Source organism: Bacteroidota bacterium, assembly GCA_016213405.1.
In the GTDB taxonomy this organism is placed as follows: Bacteria; Bacteroidota; Bacteroidia; order Palsa-948; family Palsa-948; genus Palsa-948.
This window is the reverse complement of the sequence record JACRAM010000016.1, coordinates 15,412-35,831: the sequence shown is the minus strand read 5'-3', so window position 1 is coordinate 35,831 and position 20,420 is coordinate 15,412. Positions and strand designations below refer to the sequence as shown.

Annotated in this window: 30 protein-coding genes; 1 reads left to right on the top strand and 29 read right to left on the bottom strand. The window is 41.2% G+C overall.

Features of this window, described 5'->3' with window-relative positions:
• Positions 1-96: 96 nt before the first annotated feature.
• Both HY841_02185 and HY841_02180 read right to left on the bottom strand, forming a co-directional pair.
• Complete coding sequence (locus HY841_02185; protein MBI4929543.1) at positions 97-2,796, bottom strand: carboxypeptidase-like regulatory domain-containing protein; 2,700 nt, start codon at positions 2,794-2,796, stop codon at positions 97-99.
• On the bottom strand, positions 2,777-3,436 hold the full coding sequence (locus tag HY841_02180; protein MBI4929542.1) for a carboxypeptidase-like regulatory domain-containing protein: 660 nt from the start codon (positions 3,434-3,436) through the stop codon (positions 2,777-2,779). Before HY841_02180 ends, HY841_02185 begins: the two co-directional genes overlap by 20 nt.
• A gap of 150 nt (positions 3,437-3,586) precedes the next feature.
• Here HY841_02180 and HY841_02175 point away from each other — a divergent pair, with 150 nt between their 5' ends.
• On the top strand, positions 3,587-4,660 hold the full coding sequence (locus tag HY841_02175) for a T9SS type A sorting domain-containing protein (protein MBI4929541.1): 1,074 nt from the start codon (positions 3,587-3,589) through the stop codon (positions 4,658-4,660).
• Between the two features lie 92 nt (positions 4,661-4,752).
• On the opposite strand, the gene HY841_02170 is transcribed toward HY841_02175, so the two are convergent.
• From HY841_02170 to rplB, 27 genes are all read right to left on the bottom strand, one after another.
• Positions 4,753-5,346 (bottom strand): phosphatase PAP2 family protein, encoded by a 594-nt coding sequence (locus tag HY841_02170; GenBank protein ID MBI4929540.1) that lies wholly within the window; start codon positions 5,344-5,346, stop codon positions 4,753-4,755.
• A gap of 6 nt (positions 5,347-5,352) precedes the next feature.
• Positions 5,353-6,495 (bottom strand): glutamine-hydrolyzing carbamoyl-phosphate synthase small subunit, encoded by a 1,143-nt coding sequence (gene carA, locus HY841_02165; protein MBI4929539.1) that lies wholly within the window; start codon positions 6,493-6,495, stop codon positions 5,353-5,355.
• Positions 6,496-6,596: 101 nt separating this feature from the next.
• Positions 6,597-7,109: a 50S ribosomal protein L17 gene (rplQ, locus tag HY841_02160; protein MBI4929538.1), complete on the bottom strand. Its 513-nt coding sequence runs from the start codon at positions 7,107-7,109 to the stop codon at positions 6,597-6,599.
• Positions 7,110-7,193: 84 nt separating this feature from the next.
• Positions 7,194-8,201, bottom strand: coding sequence for a DNA-directed RNA polymerase subunit alpha (locus tag HY841_02155; GenBank protein ID MBI4929537.1), 1,008 nt, complete (start codon positions 8,199-8,201; stop codon positions 7,194-7,196).
• Between the two features lie 33 nt (positions 8,202-8,234).
• Entirely contained in the window at positions 8,235-8,843 is a 609-nt protein-coding gene (rpsD, locus tag HY841_02150) for a 30S ribosomal protein S4 (GenBank protein ID MBI4929536.1), read from the bottom strand.
• A 32-nt stretch (positions 8,844-8,875) separates the two neighbouring features.
• Positions 8,876-9,316 (bottom strand): 30S ribosomal protein S11, encoded by a 441-nt coding sequence (gene rpsK, locus HY841_02145; GenBank protein MBI4929535.1) that lies wholly within the window; start codon positions 9,314-9,316, stop codon positions 8,876-8,878.
• Between the two features lie 82 nt (positions 9,317-9,398).
• Positions 9,399-9,782, bottom strand: coding sequence for a 30S ribosomal protein S13 (rpsM, locus tag HY841_02140; GenBank protein ID MBI4929534.1), 384 nt, complete (start codon positions 9,780-9,782; stop codon positions 9,399-9,401).
• Between the two features lie 87 nt (positions 9,783-9,869).
• Positions 9,870-9,986 carry a 50S ribosomal protein L36 gene (gene rpmJ, locus HY841_02135; protein ID MBI4929533.1) on the bottom strand — a complete coding sequence of 39 codons (117 nt, stop codon included), beginning with the start codon at positions 9,984-9,986 and terminating at the stop codon, positions 9,870-9,872.
• Between the two features lie 4 nt (positions 9,987-9,990).
• On the bottom strand, positions 9,991-10,209 hold the full coding sequence (gene infA / locus HY841_02130; protein MBI4929532.1) for a translation initiation factor IF-1: 219 nt from the start codon (positions 10,207-10,209) through the stop codon (positions 9,991-9,993).
• Positions 10,210-10,216: 7 nt separating this feature from the next.
• Entirely contained in the window at positions 10,217-11,023 is an 807-nt protein-coding gene (map, locus tag HY841_02125; protein ID MBI4929531.1) for a type I methionyl aminopeptidase, read from the bottom strand.
• Positions 11,023-12,360 carry a preprotein translocase subunit SecY gene (secY, locus tag HY841_02120; protein MBI4929530.1) on the bottom strand — a complete coding sequence of 446 codons (1,338 nt, stop codon included), beginning with the start codon at positions 12,358-12,360 and terminating at the stop codon, positions 11,023-11,025. The genes map and secY overlap by 1 nt, the downstream gene beginning before the upstream one ends.
• Before the next feature lie 137 nt (positions 12,361-12,497).
• Entirely contained in the window at positions 12,498-12,953 is a 456-nt protein-coding gene (gene rplO / locus HY841_02115; protein MBI4929529.1) for a 50S ribosomal protein L15, read from the bottom strand.
• Positions 12,954-13,056: 103 nt separating this feature from the next.
• Positions 13,057-13,575, bottom strand: a complete 519-nt coding sequence (rpsE, locus tag HY841_02110; protein ID MBI4929528.1) for a 30S ribosomal protein S5 — start codon at positions 13,573-13,575, stop codon at positions 13,057-13,059.
• Positions 13,576-13,639: 64 nt separating this feature from the next.
• Entirely contained in the window at positions 13,640-13,993 is a 354-nt protein-coding gene (locus tag HY841_02105) for a 50S ribosomal protein L18 (GenBank protein MBI4929527.1), read from the bottom strand.
• A gap of 48 nt (positions 13,994-14,041) precedes the next feature.
• Positions 14,042-14,602 (bottom strand): 50S ribosomal protein L6, encoded by a 561-nt coding sequence (rplF, locus tag HY841_02100; GenBank protein MBI4929526.1) that lies wholly within the window; start codon positions 14,600-14,602, stop codon positions 14,042-14,044.
• Between the two features lie 19 nt (positions 14,603-14,621).
• Entirely contained in the window at positions 14,622-15,014 is a 393-nt protein-coding gene (rpsH, locus tag HY841_02095; protein ID MBI4929525.1) for a 30S ribosomal protein S8, read from the bottom strand.
• A gap of 31 nt (positions 15,015-15,045) precedes the next feature.
• A complete protein-coding gene (rpsN, locus tag HY841_02090; protein ID MBI4929524.1) occupies positions 15,046-15,315 on the bottom strand; it encodes a 30S ribosomal protein S14 in 270 nt (89 codons plus the stop codon).
• Between the two features lie 11 nt (positions 15,316-15,326).
• The gene (gene rplE, locus HY841_02085) at positions 15,327-15,962 is read right to left on the bottom strand and encodes a 50S ribosomal protein L5 (protein ID MBI4929523.1); all 636 of its coding nucleotides are present in this window, start codon (positions 15,960-15,962) and stop codon (positions 15,327-15,329) included.
• A 101-nt stretch (positions 15,963-16,063) separates the two neighbouring features.
• Complete coding sequence (gene rplX, locus HY841_02080) at positions 16,064-16,396, bottom strand: 50S ribosomal protein L24 (protein ID MBI4929522.1); 333 nt, start codon at positions 16,394-16,396, stop codon at positions 16,064-16,066.
• Positions 16,397-16,435: 39 nt separating this feature from the next.
• Positions 16,436-16,804: a 50S ribosomal protein L14 gene (gene rplN / locus HY841_02075; GenBank protein ID MBI4929521.1), complete on the bottom strand. Its 369-nt coding sequence runs from the start codon at positions 16,802-16,804 to the stop codon at positions 16,436-16,438.
• A 21-nt stretch (positions 16,805-16,825) separates the two neighbouring features.
• Complete coding sequence (gene rpsQ, locus HY841_02070) at positions 16,826-17,086, bottom strand: 30S ribosomal protein S17 (protein MBI4929520.1); 261 nt, start codon at positions 17,084-17,086, stop codon at positions 16,826-16,828.
• An 8-nt stretch (positions 17,087-17,094) separates the two neighbouring features.
• The gene (gene rpmC / locus HY841_02065; protein ID MBI4929519.1) at positions 17,095-17,298 is read right to left on the bottom strand and encodes a 50S ribosomal protein L29; all 204 of its coding nucleotides are present in this window, start codon (positions 17,296-17,298) and stop codon (positions 17,095-17,097) included.
• A gap of 4 nt (positions 17,299-17,302) precedes the next feature.
• Complete coding sequence (rplP, locus tag HY841_02060; protein MBI4929518.1) at positions 17,303-17,734, bottom strand: 50S ribosomal protein L16; 432 nt, start codon at positions 17,732-17,734, stop codon at positions 17,303-17,305.
• Positions 17,735-17,829: 95 nt separating this feature from the next.
• The gene (rpsC, locus tag HY841_02055; protein MBI4929517.1) at positions 17,830-18,570 is read right to left on the bottom strand and encodes a 30S ribosomal protein S3; all 741 of its coding nucleotides are present in this window, start codon (positions 18,568-18,570) and stop codon (positions 17,830-17,832) included.
• Between the two features lie 53 nt (positions 18,571-18,623).
• Positions 18,624-19,028, bottom strand: coding sequence for a 50S ribosomal protein L22 (rplV, locus tag HY841_02050; GenBank protein MBI4929516.1), 405 nt, complete (start codon positions 19,026-19,028; stop codon positions 18,624-18,626).
• A 109-nt stretch (positions 19,029-19,137) separates the two neighbouring features.
• On the bottom strand, positions 19,138-19,455 hold the full coding sequence (gene rpsS / locus HY841_02045; protein MBI4929515.1) for a 30S ribosomal protein S19: 318 nt from the start codon (positions 19,453-19,455) through the stop codon (positions 19,138-19,140).
• Between the two features lie 115 nt (positions 19,456-19,570).
• The gene (gene rplB / locus HY841_02040) at positions 19,571-20,410 is read right to left on the bottom strand and encodes a 50S ribosomal protein L2 (GenBank protein ID MBI4929514.1); all 840 of its coding nucleotides are present in this window, start codon (positions 20,408-20,410) and stop codon (positions 19,571-19,573) included.
• Between the last annotated feature and the right edge of the window lie 10 nt (positions 20,411-20,420).

The following is a 20,420-nucleotide window of genomic DNA, read 5'->3' as shown; positions in this document are numbered from 1 at the left end:
TTTATTGATTGAGCGTAAATAGTTGGTAAACCAAACAAAATTACTTTTTATTTTGATTTCAGAAAATGGGTAGTAAAAATAGTGCAATAAAAAAAATTAAAACTTAATCATCACCCGTGCATTCAGCAAACGGTTGGAGAGATAGTTGGGCACCGCGTATTGCCTTCCGCTTACATCGCGCACCCAAAAATAAGAAACAACATTGTTTACGGCAAGCAGGTTGTACACTTCTAACGAAAACCAAACCGAAGCCCACCCCCAACCCCTCCCATGAGGAGGGGCTTCCACACCTTGTTCCTCCCCGATGGGGAGGGAAGGGTGGGGCTTTCTTTTTACTTCATACGAAAACCCAATATCCACTCTGCGGTAAGGCGGCATTCTTAAAACATCTTTGTAGCGTTCAAAGCTTGGAGGACCAAACGGCAATCCGGTTCCGAAGAGAAGATTCATGTGCATTTTGCATCGCGGCAGATTGGGCAGGTAATCCTGAAAGAACAAGCTGAACGTTACGCGCTGATCCATCGGGCGGGGAATGTAGCCCGGCTCAACGCGAATGCTGTCGGAGTGAACAGCATTACTTGAGTAGCCCGGAATAATTGTATCGCCATCGCTGTTGAGGTAGATGTAGTAATAATCGGTCTTGATGTCTTCCATTGTTTTCATCACAGACAAACTTGCCCATGAATCAATTCCTTTCACAAATTCTCCGTTCACTTTAAAATCAACTCCTGTTGCGTAACCCTTCGCGCTGTTTGCGGCATAGTAGCGCAGGCGCACGTTATCCACTTCATACGGAATTAAATTGTCAAACCTTTTGTAATACAGTTCAGAAATAAATTTGAACGGTCGCCCCCACGCCATGTAATTTATATCTGTTCCTAAAACAAAATGAATGGACTGCTGCGCTTTCAGATCGGTGTGAAGGTTTCCCTGAAAGTCGCGTAGTTCCCTGTAGAAAGGCGGCTGGTAATAATATCCGGAAGATGCTTTGAACAATACATCGCGTTTCCATTTCGGCTTGAATGAAAGTGTTGTTCGCGGGCTAAGGAGCAATTGTTTATTCAAGTCCCAGTAATTGGCGCGTACTCCGGCAGTAATGGTAAGTTCGCTTGTGTCTTTTGTTTCCCAACTCCACGCCTGCTGAATGTATCCTGAATAGCGATTGCTTGAAAGATTATTTTTTGATTTGATGACTTCATTCACATCCAGATATTCATAGGGCTGCGCGTTGGGGTTGGTGTATCCGGCAGAATCAGAACCGTTGGGAAGAGAATATCCCGCGGAATCAATCAACGTCCATTCGCTGAGTTTGTCGTTAATGATTTCGTGCTGATACTTTGCCCCCCACCAGAGTTCACGGGAATGGAATGTTGGAATGTTGGAAGGTTGGGTGGATTTCTTTTTTCCATCCTTCCATTCTTCCGCACTTCCATTCTTCCATGTTTTATTTCCCTTGTGCTCGAAATTATAAACCGATGCGTCTAAATAATTCCTCGCGTGATTCAGAAATCCACCTGTGCCGATGTTGAAGGCAGATTGTCCGAAGTTATCTTTTCCGAAATCATTTTCAAGTTCGTTCAATTCATATTGCCCGAGCAGATCAAACGTTTCGCTTTCTTTTGTCTTGAAAGCCGATGTGATGAATTTCAGTGTGAGGTCTTTTCCATACGGACGATAAGCGCTTGTAAATGCACCCATCATAGTTTGATAGTTATCAATCTCCTGACCATCAAAGTAAACGTTAAGCTGAAGCGCTTCATTCACCGTTCCGAAAGATGATTTTCTTGTCTGCGGAATCGTGCGGTATTTATTCCGCGCCACATTGAAAAGAAAACCATGTTCCCATTCGTTGGTGGGATTAAACGTGATGTAAGACTGAACATCGTAGAACAAAGGTTTGTATTCTCCTTTTGTGTCCAGCGATTTCAGCAGATATGAATTTGATTTCTCGCGAACGCCCAGCAGATAGGTGAAGCGTTTGTCTTTAGAAGCGCCTTCCAGATGCATAGAGCCGCCCAGCAAACCGCCTGAAACGCTCCCGGCAAACTCTCTGGGCTTGGTGTAGCGTATGTCAAGCACGGATGACATTTTATCTCCGTAGCGCGCCTCAAATCCGCCCGAAGAAAAATTGATGGACGAAACCATATCTGAATTCACAAAGCTTAATCCTTCCTGCTGTCCGCTATGCGTGAGAAAGGGGCGATACACTTCAATGTCGTTCACATAAACTAAATTCTCGTCAAAGTTTCCTCCGCGAACGGAATACACAGAACTGAGTTCATTGCTCTGCTGAACTCCGAGTTGAGTGAAAATTATTGTATTAAAATCCTGCGAAGCGCCCGTTTGCACATAAATATCTTTGGTCGGAATTATCTGGATGAAATTAGAGCGGTTGATTTTATCTTCCACCACAAAGGTGTCGAGTGTTTTTAAATTGTCAACCGAAACATCTGCTTTTGCTTTTTCTCCTGCAGAAAGTTTGACCGTCTTCAACTTGATTCCGAAACTAACATGAGAAAATTCTATCGTTATGTTTGTGCCGGCAGGCACGCTGAGTTCGTAATCTCCTTTTTCATTTGTTGCTGTAACTATTTTTGTATTTGCTACAGAAACTCTTGCTTCAGAGATCGGATTACCTTCTTTGTCTGTTATTTTTCCGTAGAGAGTGGCAGTGGTGCCCACCCCTTGCCCCTCCCCAATGGATGGGAAAAGTAATAGAAGAAAAAAAATGTATATAAAAAGTCCTTCCCTTGGGGAAGGATTTAGGATGGGCTCCTTACTTTTCTTTATCTTCATTCCCTGGTTTTATTTTCAGTTTTCCTTCCCGCCACATTTTTACAAACTGTGCCCAGGCAAACGGGTTCAGCAGGTTGTTCGGAGGATATTGCCCTGCCCAGTACAAACGGCTTTGATACTGTTGCTGGCTGGCTTTGTAATTCATGCTTCCATCCATTCCCATATTCTCGTATTGCTCTTTCATTTCTTCCCTGTCCAGGTTTTTTTTGGCGCGTGCAAGGTCATCATCAGGAACTTTCATGTTCAGGAAAACTTCTTTAAACTGTTCGCGCGTGGGCCACGGATAAATAATAGTTTCTTTCAGAAGAATCGTATCAAAATGCAAAACCTGTATCAATGAATATTTATTTCCCGATAGCGTGTCGGGAATAATGAACTGAGATTTTTTATAACCGATTCCTGAAAAGATGATGGTATCTTTTTTCTGCGCAACAAATGAAAAATATCCATAGAAGTCGGCAAGAGTGCCTCTGCCGGAGCTTTTGATAATCACCTTAGTGAACGGAACGGGCTTCAGGCTGTCATTTTCTACAATTACTCCTGAAAACTGAATGAGGTCTTTGTCCTGAGAAAAAGCAAATGTGCCGATTAACAGATGTGCGGATATGCTGATGAATGCCAATATAAATACATTCTTCATTTGCACATTTACACATTTACTCATTGTTTTCATGTTTATTTCAAAAATAGGAAAAAAGGGTAAGTGAATAGGTTTGGATTCTTATATTTACACACTCAATCAGTAACTATCATGCAGTTGATTTATTGTACAAAAACAAAACTATCATCCATGAAAAATTTTTTACTTTTTCTCTCCATCTGCCTTTTGCCTTCTGCCATCTTACATGGGCAGATTACCATCACGCAATCAGATATGCCGAGTGTAAACGATACATTGCGTGTAAGCATTACCAATACTATCGGCACAATAGATCCTGATCTTTCGGGAGCAAATTATACATGGGACTTTTCTTCTCTTACTCCTAACAGTCAGGATGTGGAACATTTTATATCGCCTTCATCATCGGGTTATCCGATTTTTCCTTTTATCTCCACCTATGGATATAAGACGAATAAAATTGATACGACCAACCGCGTTGATTTTTTTAAGAACAGTTCTTCATCTTACCGTCAGATGGGATACGGGCAAACAGTGGGTGGGTTTCCGGCACCATTTTTTTACAATCCTCCCGATACCGTTTACCGTTTCCCGATGAACTTTGGAAATATGGATTCATGCACTTCCGGCTATGGATTTCCTATTCCCGGCATCGGCTATTACGGTGAAAAGACAAAAAGAGTGAATGTGGTGGATGGATGGGGAACATTAACCACTCCTTTCGGAACTTTTCAAACGCTGAGAGTGAAATCAGCTCTTCACAAAACAGACACGATTTATATTGACACTCTTCATTTTGGATTTTCTATTCCACTTCCCGTGCAGTATGAATACAAATGGCTGGGGCAGGGCAAAAAAATTCCCCTTCTGTTAATAATCGCGAACGAAGTAGCCGGATTTCCTATTGTAACCAATGTGATGTACCGCGACAGTATGCGGGCAGGAGTTACGCAAATCGGAATACAGGAATTCATAAATTATAATTTACAATTCACAGTATATCCAAATCCCGCGCATGAATTTGTTTTTGTTTCTTATTCGATCGAGAAATCTGAGAATGTGAAAATAGAATTGTTTGATTTAACAGGAAGAAAAGTGTCTGATATTTTGGATAAGAAAGAAAGCGATGGCAATCACCTTGAATTGGTGAACCTTGCAGAAAAGAATTTGCCAGGCGGAATTTATTTTATAAAAATATCTTCAGGCAGCCAAAGTGTAAGTAAGAAACTTATCTTAATGAAGTAATTCCAATCGCATTGCTGATATTGTTTTATTGTTGTATTGTTTTTTTTACAGGTCAGATGTTTTGGCAATAAAACAATATAATCATAGAGCAATTATTTCTTTCCCACCATCCGCTTATCAATCTTATACATCAGGAAGGAGGAACCAATGCCGATGAGCGCACCTACGAGCACATCGCTCGGGTAATGAACTCCAAGTTCCATTCTTGAATAGCCCACCGCGCTTGCCCACAAAAAAGAAGGAGCAATCACATACCATTTAGGATACATCAGCGAAAGAGAAGTGGCTGTGGCGAATGCAGAGGAGGTGTGCCCAGATGGAAACGAAGGACTTCCTGCCTTGCTTTTCTTGGTAATTAAATCAGGATAAGTTACAAACGGGCGTTTGCGGTTGAAAGAATATTTCATTCCGACAGTGATTATTCCCGAAGCAACCAGAGAAGCGCCCATTACATAAGAGTTTCTTTTCGAGATGCTGTCATGATTGAATACGCCAACTAGAAAAAGAGTTGCAGGTGTGACAATGCTCACAGGTGTCATGCTCTGTGAAAAAATCTTATTTGTATTGTCCCAGCAAGCAGTGTTATTTGAATTGATGGAGTGGAGAAGGTTGATGTCAGCGTTTTGTGAAAAGGAAAAAGATGAAATAAAGAGAAAAGATAAAATGAAAATGGAGGTTGTTTTCATTGAAGTTTATACCTCTATCTTATTCTTAAACTTCTTCTCTGCAGATTTTTTCTCAGCCATCATGCTAATAAAATCATCAAACAAATAGCGGGAGTCATGCGGACCTGCAGAAGCTTCGGGGTGGTATTGCACGCAAAACACGGGCTTGTGTTTCATGCGCAGCCCTTCAATGGTGTTATCGTTTAAATTGAAGTGGGTGATTTCAATCTCCTTGTTTTTCTTTGCTTCCTTGTCATCCACTGCAAAACCGTGGTTTTGGGAAGTGATTTCATCTTTGCCTGTGATAAGATTTTTTACCGGATGATTAATTCCCCTGTGTCCGTTAAACATCTTGTAAGTTTTTATTCCGTTTGTCTGTGCGATGATCTGGTGCCCCAAACAAATTCCGAACATAGGGATATTGCTTTCAATTAATTCGCTTACGGTGTCAACCACATTCGGCATGGCGGCAGGATCGCCCGGTCCGTTAGAGATGAACAATCCATCGGGTTTTGATTTTAATATCTCCATTGCTTTTGTTCCCATAGGGAAAACCTGCACATAGCAATCACGTTCGTTCAAGCAACGGAGAATATTTTTCTTCACGCCAAGGTCGAGCGCTGCCACTTTGTATTTGGCGTTTTGATTTCCGATTGCGTATGGCTTCTTGGTAGAAACTTTTGATGAAAGTTCTAATCCTTCCATTGAAGGCACTTTATCCAATATTTTTTTCAGTTCCTTAATGTCGGTTATCTCTGATGATATAACCGCGTTCATCGCTCCCTTGCTTCGTATGTATCTCACAATCGCGCGGGTGTCAACATCCGAAATAGCAACTACATGTTGTTCTTCAAAATAATCCTGTATGGATTCAATGGCGTCTTTGCGCGAATACATTACATTAAAATTTTTACATATGAGTCCGCTGATCTTTACGTTTTCAGATTCCACTTCGCTTGCGCTGATTCCGTAATTACCTATGTGCACATGTGTAGTAACCAATAATTGTCCGAAGTAGGAGGGATCAGTAAAAATTTCCTGATAGCCGGTCATGCCCGTGTTGAAGCAGAGTTCACCGGTAGCAGTTCCGGTCTTCCCTGCAGCATTTCCGTGAAACACTTTTCCGTCTTGAAGCAGAAGAATGGCGGGTTTTTTTGTTTTGTATTTCATATTGTTGTTGGTCTGGATTTTAAATCCAGACGAGCCCATAAAAAAAGGATGAAGCAAATTTACTTCATCCTTATTTATATCAGGAAAGTTTTAATAAAAAATTATTCACTTTTCTGTTCTTCTGTGTTAGTTGTGTCGGTTGATTCTGAAGCAGTGTTCTCTGCCGCAGGCACTTCTTCCTTTTTCTTTCCGGCACGGCTTCTGCGTGTTTTCTTTGCAGGAACTGCTTTTACACTTGCTGCCTTGAGCATGTTTTCGTTAAAGTCAACGAGTTCAATCAGGCACATGCTGGCATTATCTCCTGTACGGAATTCTGTTTTTAGAATGCGTGTGTATCCTCCATGGCGTTCTCCCACCTTTGGAGCGACATCGCGGAAGAGTGCAATCACCGCTTCTTTGTTTTGCAATTTACGAAATACCATTCTGCGTGCATGGGTAGTATCGCTTTTTGCACGCGTGATGATGGGCTCAAAATATTTCTTGAGCGCTTTTGCTTTCGCCAGCGTAGTATTGATGCGCTTGTGCGTAATCAGCGCAGTCGCCATATTCGACAGCAGAGCATGCCTGTGCTGCGATTTTCGCGAAAGGTGATTTATTTTTTTTCCGTGTCTCATTTTCGGTTTACAGTTTACGGTTTTTGGTTTACGGTTTAACAGCCACTAACCATAGACTGTAGACCGTAGACCGGAAACCTGTTATTAGTTTAATGCTCCCCTTTCTTTCATGAATCCGTATTTGGCAACGTCCATTCCGAAGTTAAGTCCTTTGTTAGCTACCAATTCTTCCAGTTCGGCAAGAGATTTTTTTCCGAAGTTGCGAAATTTCAAAAGATCCATTTTGTTATAAGAAACAAGATCAGCAAGCGTTTCAACGTCTGCTGCTTTCAGGCAGTTGAGCGCGCGAACAGACAAATCCATATCAACCAGTTTTGTTTTCAAAAGCTGACGGATGTGAAGTGCGTGTTCGTCAAAGTCCTGCTCTTTGGCTTTATCTTCCGTATCAAGAGTTATTTTCTCATCTGAGAAGAGCATGAAGTGGTGGATTAGAATCTTAGCCGCTTCTTTCAAGGCTTCTTTCGGATGAATGCTTCCATCACTCTTTATATCCAGAATAAGTTTTTCATAATCGGTTTTCTGTTCAACGCGAAAATTCTCAATCGTATATTTTACATGGCGGATAGGAGTGAAGATGGCATCAATCGGAATGTATCCGACAGGTGCGTTCAGCGGCTTGTTTTCTTCTGCAGGAACATATCCGCGCCCTTTGTCAATGGTGATTTCAATTTTCGCTTTCACATTGCTTTCCATCGTGCAGATAACGAGATCTGGATTCAGAACCTGAAAAGCTGAAGTTCCTTTTGCGATATCGCCAGCGGTGAATTCATCTTTTCCATTGAGGGAGATGGTTACTTTTTCTGTGTCAACTCCTTCAATTTGTTTTTTGAAACGAACCTGTTTCAGGTTAAGAACGATTTCAGTTACATCTTCCACAATTCCTTTGATGGTGGAAAATTCGTGATCAACTCCTTCGATGCGGATGCCTGTAATGGCATGTCCTTCCAAAGAAGAGAGAAGAATTCTGCGGAGCGTGTTGCCCACCGTGACTCCGTAGCCCGGCTCAAGCGGACGAAATTCAAACTGACCTTCTGTGTCTGTTGAGTGAATCATGATCACTTTATCGGGTTTCTGAAATGTTAAGATTGCCATAGTTATATAGATTTAGTTTGTTCTTGTTTATGATTACTTGGAATACAATTCCACAATTAATTGTTCTTTGATATTTTCAGGAATCTGCGACCGTTCGGGCAGTGCCATAAATTTCCCCTGCATTGTATTTCGGTCAAATTCCAGCCACTGGAATTTTGTATTTCCACTTGACAAAGAATTTCTTATCGGGTCCATATCTTTAGAGCGCTCGCGCACTCCAATCATATCGCCTGGTTTCACCGTATAGGAAGGAATGTTAACAACATTCCCGTTGACAGTGATATGCTTATGAGAAACAAACTGTCGCCCAGCCCTGCGGGTAGGAGCAATGCCCATTCTGTAAACAATATTGTCGAGCCGGGATTCAAGAAGCTGCAAAAGCACTTCTCCTGTTACACCCTTTGCGCGTGCTGCGCGGATGAATGTGTTTTCAAACTGACGCTCCATCACACCATAGGTGTATTTTGCTTTTTGCTTTTCAGCCAGCTGAACAGAATACTCCGACTTCTTGGTTCTTTTTTTTGTCATGCCGTGCATGCCCGGAGGATACGCTTTTTTCTCAAGTGTTTTTCCATTTCCGCCAAGAATCGGTTCTAAGAATTTTCTGTTGATTCTTTGTTTTGGTCCTGTGTAACGTGCCATCTTTTGAAATTATAAATTATGAATTGTAAATTTTATACTCTGCGTTTTTTAGGAGGACGACAGCCATTGTGTGGAATAGGAGTAATGTCAATGATTTCTGTAACCTCAATTTTATTTGTGTGCAATGCGCGTATAGCGCTTTCTCTTCCACCACCCGGTCCGTTCACATACACTTTTACCTTTCTGAGCCCTGCTTCGTAAGCAACGCGTGCAGCGTCAGAGGATGCTACCTGTCCTGCATACGGAGTATTTTTCTTTGAACCGCGGAATCCCATCTTGCCTGCAGACGACCATGCAACTGTTTGTCCTCTGAGGTTTGTCAGTGTAATAATTATGTTATTGAAAGTTGCATTGATATGCGCTTCACCGATAGCGTCAACTTTTACGGTTCTCTTTTTCGCTTTAACCGGTTTGCCGGTAGCTTCTGCGCTACCTTGTGCTTTGTCCTGTTGTGGTTTTTTTTCTTCAGCCATGTTTTTTTAGTTTGGAGTAGGGGAGTCTGGAGTTCGGAGTGTATTTCTACGAACTCCCTGCTCCTAACTCCTGACTTATTTTTTATCCTTTAGAAGGAGCCATTTTCTTGTTTGCAATTGTTTTACGTCTTCCTTTTCTTGTACGTGCATTGGAACGTGTGCGCTGTCCGCGAACAGGAGCGCCAGAACGGTGGCGCATTCCTCTGTAAGTTCCGATATCAATCAAACGCTTTATGTTTAATTGCGTTTCTGAACGAAGTGAGCCTTCCACTTTGAATTTATCTGTAATGATGCTGCGGATTTTGTTGAGGTCTGAATCGTTCCAGTCCTGAACTTTTTTGTTCTTATCCACGCCAGCTTCTTTCAAAATTCTGTTTGCAGAACTTCTGCCAATACCATAAATATAGGTAAGGCCAATTTCACCGCGTTTGTTTTTTGGAAGGTCAATTCCTGATATACGTGCCATGTGTTTAAATGGTTAATGGTTGATGGTTGATGGTTGATGTATTGCCATTAGACATTAGCCATCTTACATTAACCATTGTTGTTTTATTTATCCTTGTCGTTGTTTGTGTTTCGGATTTTTTTTATTGATGACATACAGTTTGCCTTTTCTGCGGACAATCTTGTCGTCAACGCCTCTTTTTTTGATGGATGTTCTGATTCTCATAGTATTATTTATATCTAAAAGTTATTCTTCCTTTTGTTAAATCATAGGGCGACATTTCCAGTTTTACTTTATCTCCGGGAAGAAGCTTGATGTAGTGCATCCGCATCTTGCCGGAAATATGCGCAGTGATGATGTGTCCGTTTTCCAGTTTAACACGAAACATGGCATTTGAAAGCGCTTCTGTAATGGTTCCATCCTGTTCAATCAACGACTGCTTTGCCATATTTTCTTTATACTGCTTCTGTTTTTAGTTTTACTTCTTGTTTTATATATTCAAAAGTTGTCAATAATTCTGCATTGTTTTTTCTTACTGCAATCGTATGTTCAAAGTGTACGGATGGTTTTCTGTCAATGGTTGATACTGTCCATCCATCCCTCTCAGTTTTCACATCTCGCTTTCCTAAATTTATCATCGGCTCAATTGCTAACACTAATCCTTCTTCCATTTTCACTCCGCTTCCGCGTTTTCCGTAGTTCGGAACTTCTGGCGCTTCATGCAAACTTCTTCCGATTCCGTGCCCTACTAATTCCCGAACAATTCCATATCCATACTTGCTTACGTGTTCTTCCACTGCGCTGCTGATGTCTCCGATTCTTTTTCCTGCCACAGCGTTTTCGATTCCTTTGTACAGAGATTCTTTCGTTACTATCATCAGTTGCTTTGCTTCTTCGCTGATTTCTCCTACATAAAAAGTGTAAGCCGAATCTCCGTAGAATCCATTTTTAAGAACTCCGCAATCTACCGATACTATATCACCATTTTTAAGAACGTAACTGCCCGGCATTCCATGAACCACTTGTTCGTTTACCGAAACGCAAAGCGTATAATCAAAAACCAATCGTTCCTTTCTGTAACCTTTGAACGCTGGCGCTGCGCCATTATCTCTTATGAACGTTTCCGCAATCTTATCTAACTCAATCGTGCTTATTCCTTCTTTTATATTCTTCTCAACTTCTGCAATCGTTCTCGAAACCAACAAACAACTTTCGCGAATCAATTCTATTTCCTCATCAGTCTTTAAATATATCTTTCCCATTACGCAGTCGCCATACTCATTGAAGTTCTTCCTTTTATTCTTCCCGACTTCATCAATCCATCATAGTGGCGCATCAATAAATGACTTTCAATCTGCTGAAGCGTATCCAGCATAACACCCACCATAATCAAAAGCGATGTTCCTCCGAAAAAGCGTGCAAACATATCAGATACGCCAAAAGTTTGTCTTGATACTGCAGGCATAATGGCCACTAAAGCAAGAAAGATAGAGCCGGGCAAAGTGATTTTTGACATTACATCATCAATAAAACTCGCAGTTTGTTTTCCCGGTTTCACTCCGGGAATAAATCCACCGTTGCGTTTCATGTCATCCGCCATTTGAGTTGGATTTACCATGATTGCAGTATAGAAATAAGTAAATACTATTATGAGTAATGCAAAAATTAAATTGTAAGTAAAGCCATTATGATTGGAAAGTGTACCAATCACTCCGCTGAGTTTGTCAGATGCTGCGAATCCTGCAATAGTAATTGGAATGAACATGATTGCCTGTGCAAAGATGATTGGCATAACACCTGCAGCATTTACTTTTAACGGGATATATTGGCGAACTCCGCCATATTGCCGGTTGCCAACAATTTTTTTTGCGAACTGTACCGGAATCTTTCTGGTTCCCTGAACGAGGAGAATACATCCTATAATAATGAAGAGTAAGAATACGATTTCAAGAAGCATCATAATGAGTCCGCCACCTTTTGCTTCCATACGCGAAGCAAATTCAGAAACAAATGCAAAAGGGAGGTCGGCAAGAATTCCAACCATGATAATCAGGGAAATTCCGTTTCCAAGTCCGCGGTCTGTAATTCTTTCTCCGAGCCACATTACGAAAATAGTTCCGGCAATAAGAATGATCACAGAAGTTATCCACCATAATTGATTTGGATTTGCAACTACACCCGCGTAACTTGTTAATTGTGAAGAAAGATATCCCGGTGCCTGAAGTGCAGTAATGATTACTGTGAGGAAGCGGGTATATTGGTTCATTTTTCTTCTTCCGCTTTCACCTTCTTTCTGCATGCGCTGGAAGTACGGAAATGCCATGCCCAATAATTGCACAACGATGGATGCAGAAATATAAGGCATTATACCGAGTGCGAAAACAGAAGCGCGTGCAAAAGCACCGCCCGCAAACATGTTTATTAGTCCAGCCAGCCCTTCTGCGCTGCCTTTTGAATGAAGTGCTGCCGCATTCACGCCAGGAAGCATCACGTAAGAACCCAATCTGTATATCAGAATGAATCCGAGCGTATAGAAGATCCGTGAGCGCAAATCTTCAATTGCGAAAATATTTTTTATGGTCTGTATCAGATTCCTCATAGAAAAAGAGCCCCTCCTACCTGCCCGTCCGGCAGGCGGGAATCCTCCCCGTTAGGGAGAACTTGCTGGACTTTATTTTTTGTTTTCTGTTTCATTTTACTTTTTCCCTCCCTTATGGGGTGGGCAGGGTGGGGCTTTTATGCCTTCACCACTTCTATTTTACCACCTTTTGCTTCTATTGCTGATTTTGCCGCTGCAGAGAAAGCATGCGCTTTCACATCTACTTTTGATTTCAGTTCTCCGGTGCCTAGAATTTTCACGCGCTGGCTTTTTGAAACCAATCCGTTAGTAATATATGTTTGAATGTCGAACGAACTTACTTTCTTTTCATCAACTAAACGCTGAAGTGTATGAAGATTAACTCCGTGAAACTCTCTTCGGAAAAGATTAGTGAAACCAAACTTAGCCAAACGCCTTTGCAAAGGCATCTGCCCTCCTTCGTGACCGCGTCTCATATTGTAGCCGCTATCCGACTGCTGACCTTTATGACCTTTTGTAGAAGTTCCGCCTTTACCTGAACCTTGTCCGCGCCCTTTACGCTTAACATTTGCTTTTACAGAGCCTCTTGCCGGTTTTAAATTATGTAGTTCCATTTTCTTTTTATTTTGGATGCAAACGGATTTTTAACAGCCGATGCATACGGATTTCATCCGTTTGAATTTTGTTTTTTTTTATCCGTTTGAATCTGCATTTTGTTTAGCCTTCAAAAACTTTTTTAAGTGACACACCGCGGTTTTGTGCAACAGTGATAGGGTCTCTCATTTTTAAAAGAGCATCCATAGTTGCTTTCACCACATTGTGAGGATTTGATGAGCCCTGTGATTTTGCAAGCACGTCTGTAATGCCCGCGCTCTCAAGCACAGCGCGCATGGCACCACCTGCAATAACTCCTGTTCCGTGAGAAGCGGGTTTGAGAAATACTCTTGATCCGCCATACTTTCCATATTGAAGATGTGGAACAGTTCCTTTGATGATCGGAACTTTCAATAAATTTTTCTTTGCGTCATCAACCCCTTTTGAAATTGAATCAGTCACCTCGCGGGATTTGCCAAGACCATAACCTACAACACCTTTACCGTTTCCAACAACAACAATTGCTGAGAAAGAAAATGTGCGTCCTCCCTTTGTGGTTTTTACAACGCGGTTGATGGCAACGAGACGATCTTTTAATTCTATCTCGCTTGACTTAACCCGTTTTACGTTTTCTTTTGACATTGTTTTTAGTTTGTCGTTTGTCGTTTGTTATTCAACCACGAACAACAAACAACGAACATTATTTTTAGAATTTCAATCCTGCTTCGCGTGCGCCTTCAGCCACCGCTTTAACTCGTCCATGATAGAGATAGCCGTTTCTGTCAAACACCACTTCCTGAATTCCTTTTCCTACAGCCCATTTTGCAATCGCTGCGCCAACAGATTTTGCTTTATCGGATTTCGAACCTTTCACACGCGCATCATTTTTTCCTATAGAGGAAACAGTAGTGATTGTTTTTCCGGTAGAATCATCCACGAGCTGAGCATATGTTTCGTTGTTGCTGCGGAATACAGTGAGGCGAGGGCGAGAGCTAGTGCCGCTCAGCCTGCTGCGGATTCTTTTTTTGATTTTTGCTCTTCTGATCTCTCTTGATCTCATGATAATTTCAGTTTAACCCGTTGGATATTATCCTACGGGTTTTAATTATTATTTTGCTGCAGTTGCAGCTGTTTTTCCTGCTTTCTTTCTTAATTGCTCACCTGTGAACTTGATACCTTTTCCTTTGTATGGTTCAGGCGCGCGGATAGAACGAATCTTTGCTGCCACCTGCCCGAGCAATTGTTTGTCTGCAGATTGAAGAAAGATAGTAGGGTTGCTTCCTTTTTCAGTTTTTGTTTCCAGTTTTATTTCTTTCGGAAGTTCAAGAACCACATGGTGAGAAAATCCTACCACGAGATCCAGTTGTTGTCCTTTATGAGCAGCTTTGAAACCAACGCCCACTACTTCCTGCTGAAGTTTATATCCTTCACTGGTGCCTTTTATCATGTTCGCAATAAGCGAGCGATACATTCCATGCAGTGCTTTGTGGCGTTTCTGCTCAGTAGGGCGTTCAAGAACAACGAGGTTGTCCTTAATTTTTACAGTGATATCCGGATCCACTGCCTGAGTGAGTTCACCTGTTTTTCCTTTCACCGTAACAGAGCTTTTATTTACTGTTACAGTAACTCCCTGAGGGATGGTGATGGGTTGTTTTCCTATTCGTGACATTTTCTAAAAAATTATTTTATTAATACACGTAACAAATTACTTCTCCTCCAACATTTATTTTCTTTGCTTCTTTATCCGTCATAACACCTTTTGAAGTAGAGATGATGGCGATTCCAAGACCACTCAATACACGGGGCATATCTTCCACAGAAGAATATTTTCTCAAACCGGGTCTGCTTGCACGCTGAATCTTGCGGATGGCAGATTGCTTAGTTGAGGGATGATACTTGAGTGCAATTTTTATTTTATCCTGTACGGGATTTTCTTCGATTTTATAGTCAAGAATGTATCCTTTCTCTTTCAGAATTTTTGTGATTTCCTTCTTCAGTCCAGAAGACGGAACCTCAACAATTCTATGATTCGCTTTGATTGCGTTTCTTACCAGCGTTAGATAATTTCCTATTGTGTCCATCTTTTAATTAATAATTATTATTTTATTTTTTTTACCAACTTGATTTTGTTACACCAGGGATTTTTCCATTGAGAGCCCAGTCTCTGAAAACAAGTCGTGAAACTCCGAATTGACGGGAGTAAGCGCGTGCTCTTCCTGACACCTGGCATCTGTTTCGCAATCTTACTTTTGAAGAGTTCCGGGGAAGTTTGCTAAGTGCAATGTAGTCGCCTGCTTTTTTAAGAGCTGCACGCTTGGCGGCATACTTATCTACCAGCGCTTCGCGTTTTCTTTGTCTTGCTTTAATGCATTCTTTAGCCATGAGGTATGTTATTAAATATCTTTTTTAGTTTCTTTTTTAGGAGCATCTTTCTTAGCCACTGTTCCGAAAATTGTTTCTTTCTTGCTTCCTTTTTTTATCTCATCTTCTTCTTTTTTGAACGGAACTCCAAACTCTCTTAACAAAGACATCGCTTCGGAATTATTTCTTGCTGATGTTACGAAAGTGATATCCATTCCACGAACTTTATTTACTTTATCAATATCGATCTCAGGAAAAATAATTTGCTCTGTGATGCCGAGTGTATAATTTCCTCTTCCGTCAAAACCATTTTTGCTGATGCCTTTAAAATCGCGGATTCGGGGCAGGGCGGTGGAAATGAACCGATCAAGAAATTCATACATATTATTTGAACGCAAAGTAACTTTTACGCCAATAGCAACTCCTTTTCTCACTTTGAAATTTGAAATATCTTTCTTTGAAAGAGTTGCGACTGGTTTTTGTCCAGTGATAGTAGCCATCTCGCTCAATGCGCTATCCATTATTTTTCTGTCAGCAACCGCGTCACCAACTCCCTGGTTGATGGAGATTTTTTTCAGGAGGGGAGCGCGCATCGGGCTCTTGAAATTGAACTCTTTTTGAAGAGCAGGAACAATTTCTTTATTGTATTTTTCTTTCAGGCGAGGAATATAATTTTTCGGAACGGATAGGGGACCAGAAACTTTTTCTGCCTGTTCGCCTTTAACCACCTGTTTTTTCTTTGATTCTTGCTTTGCCATTTTATGAATGCTTACTGTTTAACATTTTTAATTGTTTCGTCAGATTTTTTTGAATAGCGAACCAGTTTGCCTGTTGCTTCATCAATTCTTCTTCCGACTCTTGTAGTGTTTCCTTTGGCATCAACAAGCATCAGGTTTGAAATATGAACGGAAGCTTCCTGATGAATGATACCGCCTTTTGTGTTTTTAGCAGTTGGGCGTGTATGCTTGGTCGCCATATTGATTCCTTCAACCAGCGCACGGAAAGTTTCCCTGTCAACCGATAGAACTCTTCCTTGTTTGCCTTTATCGTCACCAGAAATCACTTTCACAGTGTCGCCTTTTTTTATTTTGAACTTTATCATTGTCTGACTTTTTACTTTATTCTTATTGCTATCTGATTCTTACAATACTTCAGGAGCTAATGAAACTATTTTCATGAACTGTTTGTCGCGAAGTTCTCTGGCAACAGGACCAAAGATGCGTGTACCTTTCAGTTCGTCCACTTCGTTGAGCAGAACGGCTGCATTATCATCAAAGCGGATGTAAGAACCATCAGCTCTGCGGATTTCTTTTTTCGTGCGGACAATCACTGCCTTTGAAATAGAATGTTCTTTCACTCCGCCAGCGGGCAATGCTTTTTTTACAGCCACAACAATTTTATCTCCAACGGATGCACCGCTCTTGCGTGTGCTTCCGAGAACGCGGATACAGAGAACTTCTTTCGCTCCACTGTTGTCTGCACATATTAATCTTGATTCCTGTCGTATCATAACTATTTGTATTAATTTTTTTTATTTCGCTTTTTCAACAATTTCAACCAACCTCCAGCATTTGTTTTTGCTAAGAGGGCGTGTTTCAACAATGCGAACTGAATCACCTATGTTCGCTTCATTTTTTTCATCGTGCGCCATGAACTTGCTTGTGCGCTTGATAAACTTTCCGTATTTAGGATGCTTGATTTGACGTTCAACAGAAACAACAATTGACTTTGCCATTTTGTTGCTCGTTACGAGCCCTACTTTTTCTTTTCTGCGTGTTCTTGTTAATTCCATCTGAATAATTATTTTTTAGTTTCTGCTAATTCTCTTTTGCGAAGTTCAGTCATCATGCGGGCAACAGTTTTTCTTGAATGCGTAATGCGCGCAGGACTTTCTACAGGAGAAATGGTGTGCGTGAACTTCATTTTATCCAATGATGCAACTTCTTCCTTCAGTTTTTCCTCAAGGTCATTGGTTGAGAGTTGTGATAAATCTGCTTTTTTCATTTTTCTACTTATTAATGCTTTCTAAAAAATCATTTCTGACCATAAACTTTGAAATGCATGGAAGTTTGTCTCCAGCTAGCTTCATCGCTTCTTTTGCTGTTTCCAAGCTTGTTCCTTCCGTTTCAAACATTACTCTTCCCGCTTTTACCACCGCCACCCAGTATTCAGGATTTCCTTTTCCTTTTCCCATACGAACCTCTGCAGGTTTTTTGGTGATGGGTTTATCAGGGAAAATTCTGATCCACACTTTTGCTTCTCTTCCAATGTGTCGGGTAAGTGCAACGCGGGCTGCTTCAATCTGGCGGGCAGTTATCCAAGCTGTTTCAACTGACTTAAGTCCGAAAGAACCGAATGCCAGAGTAGTTCCTCTACGTGCGTTTCCGCTCGGAACCATCTTATGCATTTTTCTGAATTTTGTTTTCTTTGGTTGTAGCATATTAATTCAAGTATTATGTATCGAGTATTTAAGTATTAAATATGTTTTTGTTTTCTAATTGTACTTATTACTTAATACTTTGTACTCTGTATTTTTTATCTTCTGTTATCTCTGTGCCCGCCTCTGTCTCCGCGGTCATTTCTGTCTCTGTCTTTGCGTTTTCCTTTTTTCTTGTCGCGGCTGTCAGTGATGTTAGGGGAGAGGTCGCGTTTTCCGAAAACTTCTCCTCTGCATATCCAAACCTTGATTCCGATTCTTCCCATGGAAGTATGCGCTTCAGCAATTGCAAAATCAATATCAGCCCGAAAGGTGTGAAGAGGAGTTCTTCCTTCTTTGAAGGCTTCACTGCGTGCAATTTCCACTCCGCCTAAACGGCCGCCTGCGCGAACTTTAATTCCTTCAGCTCCCATTCTCATGGCAGAAGCAATCGCCATTTTGATGCAGCGCTTGTGAGAAATTCTCGCTTCAATCTGGCGGGCGATTCCATCGGCAACAATGCGTGCGTCTACTTCAGGCCGTTTTACTTCAAAAATATTTATCTGAATATCTTTTCCGGTAATCTTTTTTAATTCTTCTTTCAACTTGTCAACTTCTGAACCGCCTTTTCCAATTATAATTCCAGGACGCGCAGTATGAATAGTCACTGTTACGATTTTCTGCGTGCGCTCAATCACAATGCGTGACATGCTGCTCTTTGGTAAACGAGCTTTCAGATAGTTGCGAATGCGTTCGTCTTCAATAAGTTTTTCGGCATAATGATTTCCGCCAAACCATGCTGAGTCCCATCCGCGGATGATTCCGAGGCGATTACCAATTGGATTTGCTTTTTGTCCCATTCTTTTTTTTGATTACACCGATGTAAAAAAGATTACACCGATTTTCTTTTTTTTTATTCTTGTGTTTCTTTTATTGTATCTAATATTACTGTTACGTGATTGGAACGCTTGCGGATTCTGTATGCGCGACCTTGTGGGGCAGGGCGGAAGCGTTTAAGCATTTGTCCGCTGTCTACTCTAATCTCTTTTACAAAGAGTGTGCTGTCTTCTGCGCGCAAACCTGTTTTTGCTTCGTAGTTTTTTACTGCTGAAACTACTAGCTTTGAAAGCGGAAGTGATGCATGCTGTGTGTGAAAGCGCAATACATTCAGTGCATTTTCAACCGGCTGGTTGCGAATTAAATCAGCAAGAAGGCGCATCTTGCGGGGCGAAGTAGGATAATTATTCAACTTTGCAAAGTAAGTTGTCTTGTTTGCTTCTTTTCTTGCTTCTGCCATTTCTCTTTTACGAACTCCCATGATATTTTTATTTCGATTACACAGATTTTAGAAATAGATTACACCGATGTTTTATCTGTGTAATCTTTGGTTTTTAGAATCGGTGTAATCATTTTTGTTATTTAATTTATTATTTTGCTTCTGGCGCTTGTGTTGCTGCAGGAGCAGGAACATTTGCTTCTGCTTTTACGTGACCGGTATGTCCGCGGTAAGTTCTCGTTGGCGAAAATTCCCCCAGGCGATGCCCCACCATATTTTCTGTTACATAAACAGGAATGAACTTGTTTCCGTTATGAACGGCAAAAGTCAATCCAACAAACTCAGGAGTAATCATTGACCTGCGGGACCATGTTTTGACTATATATTTCTTTTTTCCGCCAATGATTTCCTGAACTCTTTTGTTGAGTTTGAAATCAATGAAGAATCCTTTTTTTAAACTTCGAGCCATCTTTTTTAGATTACACCGATGTATTTTAGATTACACCGATTTTTTTTTTTTGTTTCTATTTTCTTTTTTTGCTTTTTGTATTTTTTGCCTATTGGCTACTGCCTACTGCCAATTTTTATTTCGAGCCATATCCTTTAGTTCTTCTTTCTACTATATATCTGTTAGAGCGTTTTGTTCTCTTTCTTGTTTTTAGTCCTTTAGATAATTGTCCGTTTCGAGAGCGGGGATGCCCGCCTGAAGCTCTTCCTTCGCCACCGCCCATCGGGTGATCAACAGGGTTCATTGCAACAGGTCGGTTGCGTGATCTGCGTCCGAACCAGCGGATGCGCCCGGCTTTTCCGTGTACCTCTTGATTGTGGTCTGCGTTTGAAACTGAACCAACGGTTGCCATGCAAGTTGCAAGTACCATGCGTGTTTCTCCTGATGGCATTTTTAATATTACAAACTTTGCTTCTTTAGCAGTAAGTTGTGCGTAAGTGCCTGCGCTGCGAATAAATTTTCCTCCTTGTCCGGGATTCAATTCTATATTATGTACAATTGTTCCGAGTGGAATGGCTGAAAGAGGCATTGCGTTTCCAAGATTGGGCGCTACATTTTTTCCTGACACAACTGTTTGACCCACTTGTAATCCTTGCGGAGCGAGGATGTATCTTTTTTCTCCGTCATTATATTGAAGAAGTGCGATGCGCCCGGTGCGCATCGGGTCATACTCAATTGATTTTACAACGGCTGGAATATCCTGCTTGTCTCTTTTGAAATCAATCACGCGGAAACGTCTTTTATGTCCGCCTCCGAGATAGCGCATAGTCATTTTACCTGTGTGGTTTCTGCCACCGCTTCTTTTGCTTGAACGAAGCAATGACTTTTCAGGAACATACGAGGTGATGTCGCTGTTATCGTTTGCTACTTTATGTCGTTGACCTGGTGTGATAGGTCTGAATCTTCTTACTCCCATTTTTCTAATT

Excerpts from the sequence above, each read along its gene's own strand:
- HY841_02180 (MBI4929542.1), bottom strand. The coding sequence starts at position 3,436 with ATGAAGAATGTATTTATATTGGCATTCATCAGCATATCCGCACATCTG.
- rpsK (MBI4929535.1), bottom strand. The coding sequence starts at position 9,316 with ATGGCTGAAGAAAAAAAACCACAACAGGACAAAGCACAAGGTAGCGCA.
- rplN (MBI4929521.1), bottom strand. The coding sequence starts at position 16,804 with ATGATACGACAGGAATCAAGATTAATATGTGCAGACAACAGTGGAGCG.
- HY841_02155 (MBI4929537.1), bottom strand. The coding sequence starts at position 8,201 with ATGGCAATCTTAACATTTCAGAAACCCGATAAAGTGATCATGATTCAC.
- rplO (MBI4929529.1), bottom strand. The coding sequence starts at position 12,953 with ATGGAACTACATAATTTAAAACCGGCAAGAGGCTCTGTAAAAGCAAAT.
- rplP (MBI4929518.1), bottom strand. The coding sequence starts at position 17,734 with ATGCTACAACCAAAGAAAACAAAATTCAGAAAAATGCATAAGATGGTT.
- map (MBI4929531.1), bottom strand. The coding sequence starts at position 11,023 with ATGGGAAAGATATATTTAAAGACTGATGAGGAAATAGAATTGATTCGC.
- HY841_02105 (MBI4929527.1), bottom strand. The coding sequence starts at position 13,993 with ATGAGATCAAGAGAGATCAGAAGAGCAAAAATCAAAAAAAGAATCCGC.
- rplB (MBI4929514.1), bottom strand. The coding sequence starts at position 20,410 with ATGGGAGTAAGAAGATTCAGACCTATCACACCAGGTCAACGACATAAA.
- rpsC (MBI4929517.1), bottom strand. The coding sequence starts at position 18,570 with ATGGGACAAAAAGCAAATCCAATTGGTAATCGCCTCGGAATCATCCGC.
- rplQ (MBI4929538.1), bottom strand. The coding sequence starts at position 7,109 with ATGAGACACGGAAAAAAAATAAATCACCTTTCGCGAAAATCGCAGCAC.
- rpsN (MBI4929524.1), bottom strand. The coding sequence starts at position 15,315 with ATGGCTAAAGAATGCATTAAAGCAAGACAAAGAAAACGCGAAGCGCTG.
- rpsQ (MBI4929520.1), bottom strand. The coding sequence starts at position 17,086 with ATGGAATTAACAAGAACACGCAGAAAAGAAAAAGTAGGGCTCGTAACG.
- infA (MBI4929532.1), bottom strand. The coding sequence starts at position 10,209 with ATGGCAAAGCAGTCGTTGATTGAACAGGATGGAACCATTACAGAAGCG.
- rpsD (MBI4929536.1), bottom strand. The coding sequence starts at position 8,843 with ATGGCACGTTACACAGGACCAAAACAAAGAATCAACAGAAAATTCTTA.
- secY (MBI4929530.1), bottom strand. The coding sequence starts at position 12,360 with ATGAGGAATCTGATACAGACCATAAAAAATATTTTCGCAATTGAAGAT.
- rplX (MBI4929522.1), bottom strand. The coding sequence starts at position 16,396 with ATGATAAAGTTCAAAATAAAAAAAGGCGACACTGTGAAAGTGATTTCT.
- rplF (MBI4929526.1), bottom strand. The coding sequence starts at position 14,602 with ATGTCACGAATAGGAAAACAACCCATCACCATCCCTCAGGGAGTTACT.
- carA (MBI4929539.1), bottom strand. The coding sequence starts at position 6,495 with ATGAAATACAAAACAAAAAAACCCGCCATTCTTCTGCTTCAAGACGGA.
- rpsS (MBI4929515.1), bottom strand. The coding sequence starts at position 19,455 with ATGGCTCGAAGTTTAAAAAAAGGATTCTTCATTGATTTCAAACTCAAC.
- HY841_02175 (MBI4929541.1), top strand. The coding sequence starts at position 3,587 with ATGAAAAATTTTTTACTTTTTCTCTCCATCTGCCTTTTGCCTTCTGCC.
- rplV (MBI4929516.1), bottom strand. The coding sequence starts at position 19,028 with ATGGGAGTTCGTAAAAGAGAAATGGCAGAAGCAAGAAAAGAAGCAAAC.
- rpmJ (MBI4929533.1), bottom strand. The coding sequence starts at position 9,986 with ATGAGAATCAGAACATCCATCAAAAAAAGAGGCGTTGACGACAAGATT.
- rpsE (MBI4929528.1), bottom strand. The coding sequence starts at position 13,575 with ATGTCAAAAGAAAACGTAAAACGGGTTAAGTCAAGCGAGATAGAATTA.
- HY841_02170 (MBI4929540.1), bottom strand. The coding sequence starts at position 5,346 with ATGAAAACAACCTCCATTTTCATTTTATCTTTTCTCTTTATTTCATCT.
- HY841_02185 (MBI4929543.1), bottom strand. The coding sequence starts at position 2,796 with ATGAAGATAAAGAAAAGTAAGGAGCCCATCCTAAATCCTTCCCCAAGG.
- rpsH (MBI4929525.1), bottom strand. The coding sequence starts at position 15,014 with ATGGACACAATAGGAAATTATCTAACGCTGGTAAGAAACGCAATCAAA.
- rpmC (MBI4929519.1), bottom strand. The coding sequence starts at position 17,298 with ATGAAAAAAGCAGATTTATCACAACTCTCAACCAATGACCTTGAGGAA.
- rpsM (MBI4929534.1), bottom strand. The coding sequence starts at position 9,782 with ATGGCACGTATATCAGGAATTGACCTTCCAAAAAACAAACGCGGTGAA.